Origin of the sequence: Pseudoalteromonas sp. SR44-2 (genome assembly GCF_014163745.1) — a bacterium.
Taxonomy (GTDB): Bacteria; Pseudomonadota; Gammaproteobacteria; order Enterobacterales; family Alteromonadaceae; genus Pseudoalteromonas; species Pseudoalteromonas distincta.
Window position 1 is genome coordinate 1 of sequence record NZ_JACJDW010000003.1, and the last position, 13,592, is coordinate 13,592.

At 37.5% G+C, this 13,592-nt stretch carries 12 protein-coding genes and 3 pseudogenes; 6 read left to right on the forward strand and 9 right to left on the reverse strand.

Going from position 1 to position 13,592, the window contains the following annotated elements:
- On the reverse strand, positions 1-121 hold a 121-nt coding region (locus H5115_RS02400), incomplete at its 3' end, for a transposase DNA-binding-containing protein (RefSeq protein ID WP_182753451.1).
- 155 nt (positions 122-276) lie between these two features.
- Positions 277-603: an NrtR DNA-binding winged helix domain-containing protein gene (locus H5115_RS20120; RefSeq protein ID WP_259396307.1), complete on the reverse strand. Its 327-nt coding sequence runs from the start codon at positions 601-603 to the stop codon at positions 277-279.
- A gap of 146 nt (positions 604-749) precedes the next feature.
- Between H5115_RS20120 and H5115_RS02410 the strand changes: the two genes are divergently transcribed.
- Positions 750-1,205: a carbohydrate binding domain-containing protein gene (locus H5115_RS02410; protein WP_259396313.1), complete on the forward strand. Its 456-nt coding sequence runs from the start codon at positions 750-752 to the stop codon at positions 1,203-1,205.
- A 185-nt stretch (positions 1,206-1,390) separates the two neighbouring features.
- On the opposite strand, the gene H5115_RS02415 is transcribed toward H5115_RS02410, so the two are convergent.
- Both H5115_RS02415 and H5115_RS02420 read right to left on the reverse strand, forming a co-directional pair.
- Entirely contained in the window at positions 1,391-2,344 is a 954-nt protein-coding gene (locus H5115_RS02415; RefSeq protein WP_182753453.1) for an MBL fold metallo-hydrolase, read from the reverse strand.
- A 265-nt stretch (positions 2,345-2,609) separates the two neighbouring features.
- A complete protein-coding gene (locus H5115_RS02420) occupies positions 2,610-2,954 on the reverse strand; it encodes a DoxX family protein (protein ID WP_259396308.1) in 345 nt (114 codons plus the stop codon).
- 164 nt (positions 2,955-3,118) lie between these two features.
- Here H5115_RS02420 and H5115_RS02425 point away from each other — a divergent pair, with 164 nt between their 5' ends.
- The gene (locus H5115_RS02425; RefSeq protein ID WP_182753457.1) at positions 3,119-4,006 is read left to right on the forward strand and encodes a LysR family transcriptional regulator; all 888 of its coding nucleotides are present in this window, start codon (positions 3,119-3,121) and stop codon (positions 4,004-4,006) included.
- Positions 4,007-4,033: 27 nt separating this feature from the next.
- Here the strand turns inward: H5115_RS02425 and H5115_RS20125 are convergent.
- The 4 genes and pseudogenes from H5115_RS20125 to H5115_RS02440 form a co-directional block, all read right to left on the reverse strand.
- Positions 4,034-4,185 (reverse strand): annotated as a pseudogene (locus H5115_RS20125) (transaldolase); the annotation flags it as partial.
- Positions 4,186-4,221: 36 nt separating this feature from the next.
- A pseudogene (locus H5115_RS02430) lies at positions 4,222-5,232 on the reverse strand (xylose isomerase); the annotation flags it as partial.
- A gap of 282 nt (positions 5,233-5,514) precedes the next feature.
- Positions 5,515-6,882, reverse strand: coding sequence for a TrkH family potassium uptake protein (locus tag H5115_RS02435; RefSeq protein ID WP_182753459.1), 1,368 nt, complete (start codon positions 6,880-6,882; stop codon positions 5,515-5,517).
- Entirely contained in the window at positions 6,879-7,538 is a 660-nt protein-coding gene (locus H5115_RS02440; RefSeq protein WP_182753461.1) for a TrkA family potassium uptake protein, read from the reverse strand. Before H5115_RS02440 ends, H5115_RS02435 begins: the two co-directional genes overlap by 4 nt.
- Before the next feature lie 182 nt (positions 7,539-7,720).
- Between H5115_RS02440 and H5115_RS02445 the strand changes: the two genes are divergently transcribed.
- The 4 genes and pseudogenes from H5115_RS02445 (at position 7,721) to H5115_RS02460 (ending at position 12,373) form a co-directional block, all read left to right on the forward strand.
- Positions 7,721-9,025 carry a DUF4118 domain-containing protein gene (locus tag H5115_RS02445; RefSeq protein ID WP_182753462.1) on the forward strand — a complete coding sequence of 435 codons (1,305 nt, stop codon included), beginning with the start codon at positions 7,721-7,723 and terminating at the stop codon, positions 9,023-9,025.
- Positions 9,018-9,686: a response regulator gene (locus H5115_RS02450; protein WP_101163047.1), complete on the forward strand. Its 669-nt coding sequence runs from the start codon at positions 9,018-9,020 to the stop codon at positions 9,684-9,686. The genes H5115_RS02445 and H5115_RS02450 overlap by 8 nt, the downstream gene beginning before the upstream one ends.
- 640 nt (positions 9,687-10,326) lie before the next feature.
- Positions 10,327-11,475 carry a N(5)-(carboxyethyl)ornithine synthase gene (locus H5115_RS02455; protein WP_182753464.1) on the forward strand — a complete coding sequence of 383 codons (1,149 nt, stop codon included), beginning with the start codon at positions 10,327-10,329 and terminating at the stop codon, positions 11,473-11,475.
- A 177-nt stretch (positions 11,476-11,652) separates the two neighbouring features.
- Positions 11,653-12,373 (forward strand): annotated as a pseudogene (locus tag H5115_RS02460) (Crp/Fnr family transcriptional regulator).
- A 96-nt stretch (positions 12,374-12,469) separates the two neighbouring features.
- Here H5115_RS02460 and H5115_RS02465 read toward each other — a convergent pair.
- A complete protein-coding gene (locus H5115_RS02465; RefSeq protein ID WP_182753466.1) occupies positions 12,470-13,471 on the reverse strand; it encodes a LacI family DNA-binding transcriptional regulator in 1,002 nt (333 codons plus the stop codon).
- Positions 13,472-13,592: the final 121 nt, after the last annotated feature.

Sequence of the window (13,592 nt, forward strand, 5' to 3'; positions counted from 1 at the left end):
GTTTTCCTGGTTCATTTGCAAGCGTTGATGCTAACTTTACCAGACGCGCTGTTCTTCTTGGATCACCTAAGTCCGATTTACCGAATTGTTGTTTTGCCCAATGAGTATGTTCGTTAATCATAATGGCCCTCAAACAAGATTTGAAGATCTGATCATGAAATTGAGATTTAGTTCAAAAAAATCCCCGCTAATTTCTTAGCAGGGATTTGTGTATAAGAGACAGCTTTCTAGGGGCTATTTATTCTTTGTTGCTCGGTTTTTACTTAGCCCACTAGGTTACAAACCTCGCGCCGCGATTAAATAGCCCCTAGTTTGAACAAATTTTAATCCGCAAAGATCAACAGACCCTAGTAAGTTCATTTTTTGGAACTTACGTCTAAAGTCAGGCTTATCGAGTGATTTATTTAAAATCGACTCGTAAATTCCTTGTAGCTCAAGAAAGGTAAACTTTTCAGGGAGCAGGCTAAAACCAATCGGCTCGTGCCTTACTTTATAGCGTAAGTAATCTAAACCACTTTTTAAAATGTCGGCGTGGTCAAACATTAAAGGGGGAACGTTATTTACATCAAACCATTCACATTCTAAAGCATTGTCGCCGCTCACAAGATTGGTTTCTTCAAAGCGTACGAGCGAATAGTAAACAATGGTTATAATACGTCTAGCAGGGTAGCGGTCAACGTTACCAAACGCACCTAACTGATCTAAATAAAGGTTTTCAACACCGGTCGTACTTTTAACAACACGCAGAGCTGCTAACTAATGGTGACTTTGAAGGCGGTCTTGATTCATGGCAATCACGAGGCAGTGCTACTATTTCACTTGAAACATCCCAAGCTCACAGCGCAAATAATAGCGCTTTAGTACAAGGGCGAGCTGAAACGTGGAATGGGTTACAAAAAGATGTAAAAGGCTTATTTACAGCAGGTAAAACCTATAATGTATCTGCGTGGGTTAAGTTATCTGACTATAACACAGCGGTATCGCCAGGAGTTAAGCTCACACTGCAAATTGAGCATGCGAGCACTGAATACCTCGAGCTAACCACTGTTAAAAACGTAGTTGCAGGCGATTGGGTACAGCTTTCGGGCACTTATACCCATTCAATAACAACCGAGGAAAGTGCGGCTTTACTTTATGTGGAGTCAAACGAACTGACTGCTGATTTTTATGTAGACGACGTATCGGTCACTTTGGTAGAACAATAAACCAAACTAACAGTAATTAACCCCACATTTGATAGTCTGTATTTTTATACAGACTATTTTTTTGAGGGCTTTCATAAAAAGAAGTGCACTATGCTTTTATATTAGTAATGAGTATCGCTTTAAAGCGACACATACCGTCATGATAAATACATTAGCACGATAACACCGGTGCGTGAAAAGCTATATTAGTTTGACTCAAATGACGAAAGTTTCTTTTGAACGTTAATTCGTAATACATCGTCTATGTACTCATTAAATGCCTTATTACCGGTTACCACGGGGTTTTGTTGATCAGATTTACGATTTTTTAATGTATTAATTTGATTAATTAGATCATGTGAAAACGGGTGGTTTGAGATACTTCCATCAACATCGTTTTTGTTTGCAATTTTTTGAAAATAATTTAAAGAGTGCAAATAAGTTTGATTTGCTTCTTTAGTATCCGGTAAACCGGTACCTCCCCAAAGTGCAACTGTATGAGGTATGTCATTATCTGTAACAGGTATTATCAAAGACAACCCACCAGGCGTATGCCCTGGTGTAGCAAGTACCGTTAAATTAGTTTTACCTAAACTTATTTTTTCACCATCGATAACTTGGGTGTAAGTGCTAGGTAATGGTATTTCGGTAGAAAAATTACCGAAAGGATCAGTTAATACAGGTGCATTTGGATTATGGATGTAGTTCCACTCATTTTTTCTCATTAAAATTTTAGCGCCATAATGTGATTCAAAGTAGTGAGCGCCACCATAATGGTCGCTGTGGCCGTGAGTAACTATCACGTATTTAATATCTTCAGGATTTAAGCCTAACTCTTTTAGTCCAGGAACAATCACATGTTTGGCATCGTGCGGGGTCCACATGGTATCGATTAAAATAATGCTCTCAGTTGTCGTGATAACAAAAGTACCTACGCTGACATATCCTACAAAATAAAGGTTATCAAATAGCTGGGTGGGTTCAATAACAGTGGTATTGAACAAATCACTAGAGGTTAGCGAGGAAGGTAATTTATTTAATCTAGTACTTATTTTATCTTCACTCAATTTTGTAATATTACCGTTATTTGATGTTGTGCAGCCGCTCAGTAAGTAAGTTATTACTGTAATCGAGAAAATGCCTAAAAATGTTTTTTTCATATTTACACCTTAGTTAATTAGGCATATTAAAAGCCCAAGTAATAAACTTTAGTACGTCGTATATTTAATTATTAAATACAGGGTATGAACTCAAAATTAAAATTTAATGAATAAAACAACTTTAGCCTTTGTTTGTTTAGAGATCGAGTTTGTTATCTTTAGGCTAAATGAGAGATGCGAAAGCATTAGTCATTTTGTAAAAGAGGGTTTGAATAACGATAGAAGCGAATATATCGTTATTCATTGTATTGAAAATAGCTCTAGGTTACTTACTATCTAAGGCGTTTATATCATTGACTCGGTTAATTATGATATTAATTAATAAAGCACATAAAATAACGGCAGGTATTGCATTGGCAACACTGTCGTAAACTACATGAAAAAATGTTGCACCAGCCATAATAACTAACAAACCACTTGCAGCTAAAATGCTTAGTTTTTTGATCCAAATAGCAATAGCACCCGCAAGTTCACTTGCACCAATAAAATAGCCAAACCAAGCAGGTAAACCCATAAGAGCAAAAGATAAGTGCATTTGCTCAACTCCTGCTAGTTTTGCAGAGCCTGCAGCTATAAAGGTAAGTGTTGTTAATCCTAGTGATGTATACATAAAAATTCTTTTTACTTTTGTGCTCATGTTATTCCCAACTTTAATAAGAGTGATTTAAGCAGATGCTTAGCTTTTGACGTTAGAATAATCACAGTTCTTATTAATTAATATTGAATGTTTTTTTATAAGATATAAACTTTAGCTTTACATGTTTGGCGTAAATTATGAAATTAGAACAGCTTAGTATGTTTGTTACTGTTTCTCAGGTTGGATCATTGAGTGAAGCAAGTGCTCTTTTACACAAAACTCAACCAGCTATAAGCCAAGGTATTAAGCAACTAGAAAATACCCTTAACTTTGCCTTATTTAGTCGTAATGGTTATCGGTTAGAGCTTACCAGTGCAGGAAAAACTATGTTTCATAAGGCTATGAAATTGCTAGATGATGCAGCACAACTTAAACAAGTTGCACACCACATAGCACAGGGGAACGAGGTAAGTATAACGATTGCAATTGAAGCATCATTTAATTTAAAGGGTATTTTACCATTACTAAAAAATATGCAAAATCAGTTCCCTGAAACTCAAATAATAATCAGGCAAGAGTACATAACAGGTGCAATTGAAGCCTTACTTGATGGCGGTGCCGATCTGTGTATAACACCAACAATGGAATTTTCTGCACAAGAAGAGAAAATTCAAAAGCATTTGTTAAATAGCGGCTCATTAATCAATGTAGCTTCCCCTTTGTTGTTAAAGCGAAATCCAAACCTTAGGCAGGCCACTGATTTGTTGAACGAATACCAAATAATTGTGCAGGACTCAGGCACTGGTTCAAAAAACATAGAGTGGGGTGTACAGCAAGGTCAGCGACGATGGTATGTAAATGACTTTCCAACTAAAAAAATGCTTATCGAAAGTGCAATGGGTTGGGGTAAATTACCAGGTTATTTAGCTGATGAAGGTATTGCAAATAATACTCTGAAAATGCTGTCACTTAGTGATGTGCAAAATATAACGCCTCTAAAATATTACATTATTAAGAAAAGGGGAGAAGTGTTGGGGCCTGTAGCAGAGGCTGTGTGGGAGCAATTTAAAAACTATCAGATATAACAATCTTATATATGTGAAAAACTTATTTAAGTGTTTATATTGAGGTAATTTTGCAGCTTGTAAAATTAACGAAGGATTGGTTGTTGCATCAACCGGTTGTAGGCTTTGATTGTCTCTACATCGCCACTGTCGGCAACGACCGTGGTTACTTTTTTGAGTTGTTCTAACAAGTTCATAATGATGTACGCCTCGGCTTTAAAACCGAGGCGATGTCCTTATACGTAGCGGTTAACAATATTCTCAAGCAGCTCTTGTCGGCCAGAAACTTGCTTAGGATCGATGTTGTTTTCGTGTACTAACGCAGCAAGGCTCTCAAGTGATTGTTCACCTTTTAAAATGCTTTGGCCTAGTTCTTCTTTCCAGCCTGCGTAACGTTTTTCTACAAAGTCAGAAAGCTCGCCGCCTTCAATCATTGCTGCTGCATTGAGTAATGCTTTTGCCATCGTATCCATACCACCAATGTGACCGATGAATAAATCATCGCGTTCACACGATTGACGACGAAGTTTAGTATCAAAGTTAAAGCCACCGGTTGTAAAACCGCCATTCTTTATAATTTCGTAAACGACAAGTGTGCACTCAGCTACATCGTTAGGGAATTGATCTGTATCCCATCCGTTTTGCATATCACCACGGTTAGCATCAATACTACCCATAATACCTTCAGCGCAAGCAACGGCAATTTCGTGGTGGAAGCTATGACCTGCAAGTGTTGCGTGGTTTGCTTCAATGTTTACTTTAATTTCGTCTTGTAAGCCGTGCTTGTGTAAAAAGCCTGCAACCGTTGCTGTATCGTAATCGTACTGGTGCTTAGTTGGCTCTTGTGGTTTTGGCTCAATTAATAATGTGCCTTTAAAACCAATTTTTTTCTTGTGTTCTACAACCATTTTCAAAAAGCGTGCGTACTGCTCGCTTTCTTGCGCAAGGTCTGTATTTAGTAGTGTGTCGTAACCTTCACGACCACCCCAAAGTACGTAGTTTTCGCCGCCTAAACGATGCGTTATTTCCATTGCATGTTTAACTTGTGCTGCTGCATATGCATACGTATTAGGATTTGTTGCACCACCGGCACAAAAACGTTTGTTTGAGAATAAGTTAGCAGTACCCCACAGTAGTTTTACACCTGTGCGCTGCATTTCTTTTTCGATAATGTTAGCTATGTGCGTTACGTTATCGTGGCTTTCTTGTAGTGTTTTGCCTTCAGGGGCAATATCAATATCATGAAAAATATTTGTATTTAAGTTTTTACACGAAACCAAAGGCAAAGAGCTTGAACAAATGAAAGGGTAAATATTACCCCTTTAATAAGCGCCAAAACTATTGTAATGGTTTGGCGCTTATTTTATTTATTTTCATACCTATAATGAAAAAGAGTGCTTATATTCATTTTTATTTTTCTATAAAAGACTCCTAATAGATAAAGTTATATTTAGGAGTCATTAATTTTCTATCTTGCACCGCAATAATACCTTACATAAATTATGCTGGCTAAGTGGTCTTAATAATAGTTACCCTATTTGTATGGTTGTTTTAGCAAATTTAAGAGGTTGTAATTTAGGTTTTGCAAAACAATAAGCAAATGTCAGTGGGCCTACTCTGCCAATCAGCATAAGTAAAATAATTATTAGTTGGCTTGGCATACTTAAATTACTAGTAAAATCACGAGATAGCCCTACAGTGCTCAATGCAGAAATTACTTCAAAAGTAATATCTAAAAGAGACGCTTGCTCGATTTTACTCATAATCATGATGCTTAAAAAAGCCGTAAATAAGTATAAAATTACAACACTCAATGCTTTTATCACAAGTTTGTCGCTTAGCTCTCTGTTAAATATGGTTACCTGTGGTTTTTGACGTAAATAACTATACATAGCAAGTAGTAAAATAACAAAAGTTCCTATTTTAATGCCGCTTGCTGTACTTACCGAACCGCCACCTATTACCATTAATAACAATGTAAGCAATGTCGAGTCGGAACTGAGCTGGCTAATAGGTAAAGTATTAAAGCCTGCAGTACGTGGTGTAACTGCTTGAAACCAAGCAGTAATTATTTGCTCGCTAATAGGTAGGTTGGCAAGTGTGGCTGGATTTGAATATTCAAATAAAAAAATAAGCAAAAATGCACTGCAATTTATTACGGCACTTGCAATTAATACAATACGTGTATTAGTTGCTAATTTATGCCAGCGACGTTGTTGATATATATCTATTAAAACGGTAAATCCTAAGCCACCGATTATAAATAATGCACTGATAATAAGATTAACAGATACATCACTTTTAAAAGCCATTAAGCTATTACTATCGAGTGCAAACCCGGCATTGTTAAAAGCCGAAATAGTATAAAATAGACTTTGATAGGCGCTACCCGCAATACCATAGTCATCTACCCAGCTAATAAAAAGTAAGCAAAATGCTATAGTCTGAATTATTAGCGAGTAAGTTATTACACATCTAGCTACATGGATCACTCCATTTAAATCGCTTGTATCGAATGCTTGGCTTGCAAGTAAACGTTGTTTTAATCCTAAGTTTTTACCAATACTTAAAAATGAAATAACGGCCACGGTCATAAAGCCGATTCCTCCAATTTGAATAAGTACCATAACAACACATTGCCCAAATGTGGTTAGCGCAGTACCTGTATCAATAACAACTAGGCCTGTAACTGTAACCGCAGAGGATGCAGTAAAAAAAGCTTGAATAAAGCTAAGCGATTCAACACTTGCAAAAGGTAATAGTAATAAGCAAGTGCCTAAAATAATGAGAGCAAAAAAACCAGCAGTTAAAATTAAAGGGGGGTTAACAGGCCTTTTAAAATTATTTAAACGGCGATTAAATTGCTTTGGAAGTACGTGTGCTTGCCAGTTAATCATAAAGCTTTAAACCGTTTGGTGAGTTTTGTTAGGTAATGTTTAGAGCCCAGTAATACAAGGCTATCACCATGGCGTAACTCGGTGTCGAGTGTTAGGTCTGTATTGAAATTATCATCTCGGCGTAAGGTGAGCGGTTTTATATCTGAGTTACGCTCTTTTAGAAGCCAGCCAATATTGCGCCCTGATAAATGTAAATCTATGGCAAGCTCAACAATAAATGTAGATTGTGTAAGTGCAAAGTACTGGTTAACCATAGGGTAGTTAAGTGCATGTGCTACTCTGATACCCATTTCTTCTTCGGGGTGAATAATACGAGATACGCCAAGTTTACTTAAAATTTGATGGTGACTTTTAGAGCACGCCTTAACCCATATTTGTTTAACATCAAGGTTTTTTAAATGCAGCACGCATAAAATACTCGCTTCTATGTTTTCACCAATTGCAACTAATACAGCTTGGCAGCTGGTTAAGTCGAGTCGAGCAAGCTGTGTTTCATCACTAGCATCTAAAATGACAGTGTAATTTAACTGATTAGCAAACGTGTTAATGGTGCTTTCGCTTATATCGGCTGCGCAAACGTGATGCCCCTGATTAGCAAGCTCAAGCGAGGCGGTAACACCAAAACTACCTAATCCAATTACTGCAAACTGTGCCATGTGCGTTCCTATTTAAAAAATACTACATAGCAAAGACTATGGAATTTTAAAAAAGAGTCACCCCATATCAATTAAGCTTTATAAACATTTAACACTACAGCCAAAAATCTTTATAAAAACTTTATACACAACGTATTAAAAAGCAGTAACCTATAAAAAGAGAATTTTATGGGAGTGCACAAATGGGTATTAATAAATGGCTTAAGCCACTTTTATTAACAACAATTGCGCCTATTTTTATTGTGCTGGCTATTTTTCCAGTTCGAGAGTGGCTAACGACCACCGACATTGTGATGTTGCAATTACTTTGGGTGGCATGGGTTGCGGTGCGTCAAAATGCCGCCTTAGCGGGGATTACAACGTTAGTTAGTGTGGCATGTACCGACTGGTTTTTTGTACTGCCGTACTTTACATTTCATATCGAAAAAATTGAATACTTAGTCACATTTACTGTCATGCTTATAGTTGGCTTGATGATAAGCAAATTGGCGGGCGAGCTAAGTAAAAACGTTCGTGATACCCAGTTACATGCCAGTAATACACGATGTTTATATGAGTTAGCTAAGGCGCTTAATGGGCTTGATGATATAAACGCTCAGCGCCAAGTATTTACAACATCGATTAAAAACCATCTAGGTATTACACTTCGTTGGAACAATAATACAATGGATAATGGAGAGTACTTCAATATCGAACAAAACACACAATGGGGCGGCTTTATTTCAGATGCCAAACTTAGTCCTGAAAACCGTGCATTTATAGACACGGCACTGTCTTTGTTGTTTCAGGTCCACGAAAACTCAAATCTTAGAAACCAGTCGGCATCGATGAAAGTACAAGCAGAGTTAGAACGTGCTAAAAACGCATTGCTGCGTAGTTTATCTCATGATCTACGCACGCCTTTGGCTACTATTATGGGCTCATCAAGTATGTTAGCTGACGAAAATATTGAGCTGAGTAAGGCATCAATTACAGAACAAGCAAAAAATATTTATGAGCAAAGTGAAATCTTAAATCAGCATTTTAATAAAGTGATGGAGCTTAGTCGGGTAAATAAAATAGGAGAGCAGCTAGCGTGGCAAGCTATCAACGTACATACACTGGTTACTGAGGCTAAAGCACGCAGGCAGCAGCAATTAAGTGGTTTTAACTTAGCGTTAGTCTTTGATAAAGCTACTTGTTGTATAGGTGATATAACACTTTTAGAAATCGCGCTTGCGAATATATTCGAAAACGCGGCACGTTACGGTGATGGAGTGGCGACAGTGGACTTTAATACTGAACGAATTGGTAATATAACACACTATAAAATAGCCGTAAGCAACCTCATAGTTACTCATCCAAGCAGTTCGGATGAAGGAGTTGGGCTTGGTAGCGTAATTTGCGATGTAGTTGCTCAGTTTCATCAAGGCGAATTTGTATTATCTATTGATGAGCTGACCCAAGTAGCCACAGCAATACTTAGCTGGAGTGCAAAGAATGATTAATGTATTGGTGCTAGAAGACTCACCTGCACTGCAAAGTTTTTTAAAAACATTACTAGGTGCCAGTGGCTATAACGTATCAATTAGTGCGAAAGGGCTTGATGGTTTTTCATTAATGAGTGAGCAAAGCTTTGACTTAGTGTTACTTGATTTGGGATTGCTTGATATGGATGGACAGGCTTGGTTACTTGAAGTACGACAATGGAGCCAAATACCAATATTAGTGCTTTCGGCTCGCGATGGCGAGGTGGAAAAGGTTACAGCCCTTGATAATGGGGCAAACGATTATATAACCAAACCTTTTAGTGCAAACGAACTTCTGGCAAGAATGCGTGTGCTACTAAGAGTAAATACACAGCCCAGTTTGGCACTGCAATGCGGTAACATCATTATAGATCCGCATAAGCACACAGTTACGCTTAACAGCAGCGATGTAAAGCTCACTAATAAAGAATATAAAATTTTGCTTATGTTATTTCAAAATAAAGATAAAGTGCTTACTCATAATGCTATTTTAAGTCAGGTATGGGGGGAGCAATACATTAATAGACCTGAGTATATTCGTGTACATGTAGCGCAACTAAGACAAAAGCTTGAGGTAAACCCTGCAAGCCCTATTCATATCTTAACTGAGCCAGCGGTAGGTTATAGATTAGTTGGGTAGGCACTAAAAAATTATCGTCCTAAATTTAGCTATTTAGGACGATAAAGTTATACGTTTTCTAGTTTCGTTCCTTTGGTTTCAGTTACTAAGTAAATAACAAAAAGTACCGATATAAAAGCAAAAAAAGCATAGAGCGAATACGCGAGTGCAAGCCCTCCACCGGCTAGCATTACGGGAGTCCATTAAAGGTTAAAAAAGAATACATATAAGTTGGCCTTTACAAGAAAACCAAAGCAGCAAAATCTTGATTCCATACAGAAAATTAGTAATAACCGCTCATGGTCATAGCCGAAGTTGATATAAAAGCTGAACATTCAGCTAACCCAATACAAAGCGAATTAAACCTGCTCTACAGAGTAGTGCTCTTTTTATTTCAGTGTGAGATACCCAAGTTAGTAATACTTATTTCTGATATACTCAGTCAGCACTTTTACTCAAAAGGTAACAGTCTTCAGCTTGCAACTCAATGCAAGTTAACTCACTGCTCTTCATTATTTATTGTCAAAATTACACATTTGTAAAATAGAGTTGGTTCATCCGAGCCAAAAACGTACAGAAAAAATACCGCCTAAGTTTATTGGCGAAGTATGATGATTCGCTGATGAACTCAAGCGTACTTACTTTATAAACAGGACTTAGCATGAGTGAATTAACTATCGGCGTTATCGGAACATCCCGCAAGACAGATGAAAGACGGTATCCTATTCACCCAGAGCATTTATTACGAATTCCCGAAAATCTTAGAAAACAAATGGTGTTTGAACAAGGCTATGGCACCGCTTTTAATGTTAGCGATGAATATATTGCAACGTTAACGGGTGGTATTGCATCGCGCAGCGAAATACTTACCCATATTGGCACGGCCATTATCGCAAAGCCTGTACTTGCTGACTTAGAAGAAATGCGCGAAGGAGGCACTATTTGGGGCTATGCCCACTGCGTTCAACAGCATGAGATAACACAAGCGGCAATTGAACGTAAACTTACCTTAATCGCTTTTGAAGACATGTATGTGTGGTCACCACAAGGAAATGTAGGGCGCCATACTTTTTATAAAAACAATGAAATGGCAGGGTATTGCGCTGTAATACATGCCTTGCAACTTAAGGGTATTGATGGCCATTATGGCGATCAACGTAAAACGATTATATTTAGTTTTGGTGCAGTGAGTAGAGGCGCTATTTACGCTCTTAAAGCGCATGGCTTTAGAGATATTACAATTTGTATTCAGCGCCCTGATCACGAAGTGCGTGAAGAAATATTAGATTGTCACTATGTTAAGGTACGAGAAGGTGTTGAAGGGGAGGCGCGCATGATGGTTGTTGAACATGATGGGACTAATCGACCACTTGGCGATCTTATTAGCGAAGCCGATATTATCGTGAACGGGACTTATCAAGAAACAGCTCATCCGGTTAACTTTGTAATTGAATCAGAAGCCGGCTGCTTAAAACCAAACAGCTTAATTATTGATGTTAGCTGTGATGAGGGGATGGGATTCTTTTTTGCAAAGCCGACAACGTTTAAAAACCCTTTATTTCGATATAACAACACGGATTATTATGGCGTTGATCATACACCGAGTTATTTATGGGAAAGCGCGACGCGTTCAATCTCTGCGGCGCTCATTGTATATTTACAAACGATACTTAAAGGTGCTTTGCAGTGGCAAAAAGATGAAACCATTCGCCGTGCAATAAACATTGAGCAAGGAATAATTAAAAATATGGCTATTTTGGCATTCCAAAACCGTGAAAATATTTACCCTTATAACGTAATAACACAATGATTAAATCTATCTCTAATCTAATTTTACATTAGATTAATTAGGGGTGTGCACTTCGTCTTAATGCTAGTAATTTTAAGGCGAAGTGTTTGTTTATTGATAGTAAAACTGGAGAACTTAAATCTTAAAAGTTTTGATAAAGCGAACACCCACAATTTATAAGGCTACCTGATATGCCTAATGTTTCCGCTTTTAAAGCGAGTCAATTTATCCCTTGGAGAAGTTATTTATGAAACAAGTGAAAAGCTCGATTACGTTTATTTTCCTATAGATAGTATTGTTTCATTATTGTATGTGATGATTGATGGCTCATCTGCTGAAATATCAGTTATCAGTTATCGGTAATGAAGGGGTTGTAGGTATAGCTGTATTTATGGGGGGAGAAAGCACCCCCAACCGAGCTATTGTACAAAGTGCTGGTACCGCTTATCGCTTACCCGGTTGTGAATTACACAGGCAATTTAATAGCGAGCCTGATATGCGTATGCTCATGTTGCGTTACACGCAATCATTAATTACCCAAACGGCGCAAACCGCAGTTTGTAATTGTCATCATAGTATAGTGCAACAACTAAGCCGCTGGCTTTTACTATCAATTGACCGCTTACCAAGTAACAATTTAATAATGACTCAAGAGCTGATAGCAAATATGTTAGGCGTAAGACGTGAGGGGGTAACTGAGGCCGCTGGTAAACTACAAAAGCTGGGTATTATCACTTATAAACGTGGTCATATTAGTGTGATAGACCGACCTCAATTAGAGTCCCAGTCTTGCGAGTGCTATGAGGTTGTAAAAAGAGAAACAGACAGGTTGGAGTCTTATATGGAAAAAAACCTAACGTTAGGAAACTATCCATTATCAGTTAATATATTTTGGTATCTAATAAGTTTATTTACATAAAAATAAAATCCGGTAATAACTTCAAAAAACAGCCAAGCAAGTTGTTCATTAAACGAGGGATCTCAAATAAATTTATTTTAGTTTTTAAAACTATGCTCATTTTGGGGCCGCAGAGCTGGCTCTGACGATTAGTTCGGTTGGCAAAAAATAAGGAGCTGGTGCTTTATTTTGAGTAAATTTTCCCTTGATAATATCGCATAAAAGTTTCATTGCCTCAGAGCCAAGTTCTTTTGCTGGTTGGCGAATTGTTGTAAGCGTAGGATCGCAGAACTTTGCAAACTCAATGTCGTCAAAGCCGACTACTGAAATATCTTCGGGAACTTTTAAGCCAAGCTTTTTAAAGCCCTGAATTAACCCTATTGCCATCTTATCACTCATGCTAAATATTGCGGTTGGTCGTTTGGGCATGTTAGCAAAAAGTTTTGCAGCTTTTATTCCACACGTTGAAGAAAAATCGCCATTAATGATTAAGCCAGAGTCAAACGGAATATTGGCTTTTTTGAGTGCGTTTTGATAACCCTTTAGACGATGTTTTGATGCATGTATAAAATTTAAACCACTAAGACAGCCAATGTGCTTATGGCCCAAAGATGTAAGGTAATCGACCATTTCTTCAGCCGCCCCTACATCATCAATGGAAACAACAGGATAGATACCATTAGGTTTATAATCACAAAGTGTAACAATATTTTGCATCGGGGGGGAGGGTGTTTTAGAGTCTTTAAGCCTAGCTTGAAAGTCAATTATCCCATCGACGAGTCGTGTTTCTAACATGTTGTAATAATGTGTGCCATCGCGCTGTGACTGCATAATGTCGGCCAGTAGTACAGTATATCCATTAGCTATAGCAACTTCTTGAATACCACTTATTACATCAAGTAAAAAAGGGTTATTAATTGGCGCAATAACTAAAATTGAATAGGATTTAGATTGTGTAAAGTTTCTTGCCAGCAAATTTGGTTTGTAATTAAGTTCTTCGATAGCTTTTGCCACTTTAACGGCCGTTTTCTTTGATAGTTTTTCTGGTGAGCTGAAGTATCGAGATACTGTTGCAACAGAGGTTTCAGCGGCAAATGCAACATCTTTTATGTTAGCCATAGAGAATTAGTTCCGAAAATATACTACGACTAGTATACACATAATCCCAAAACTGTAACCAATTACAAATTACGTATTTATATTATTGATTATATGCATCAAAAATAACAATAGATGTAAA

Coding starts and splice junctions, on each gene's coding strand:
- H5115_RS02450 (WP_101163047.1), top strand. CDS start 9,018: ATGATTAATGTATTGGTGCTAGAAGACTCACCTGCACTGCAAAGTTTT.
- H5115_RS02425 (WP_182753457.1), top strand. CDS start 3,119: ATGAAATTAGAACAGCTTAGTATGTTTGTTACTGTTTCTCAGGTTGGA.
- H5115_RS02445 (WP_182753462.1), top strand. CDS start 7,721: ATGGGTATTAATAAATGGCTTAAGCCACTTTTATTAACAACAATTGCG.
- H5115_RS02415 (WP_182753453.1), bottom strand. CDS start 2,344: ATGAAAAAAACATTTTTAGGCATTTTCTCGATTACAGTAATAACTTAC.
- H5115_RS02440 (WP_182753461.1), bottom strand. CDS start 7,538: ATGGCACAGTTTGCAGTAATTGGATTAGGTAGTTTTGGTGTTACCGCC.
- H5115_RS02455 (WP_182753464.1), top strand. CDS start 10,327: ATGAGTGAATTAACTATCGGCGTTATCGGAACATCCCGCAAGACAGAT.
- H5115_RS02465 (WP_182753466.1), bottom strand. CDS start 13,471: ATGGCTAACATAAAAGATGTTGCATTTGCCGCTGAAACCTCTGTTGCA.
- H5115_RS02435 (WP_182753459.1), bottom strand. CDS start 6,882: ATGATTAACTGGCAAGCACACGTACTTCCAAAGCAATTTAATCGCCGT.
- H5115_RS02420 (WP_259396308.1), bottom strand. CDS start 2,954: ATGTATACATCACTAGGATTAACAACACTTACCTTTATAGCTGCAGGC.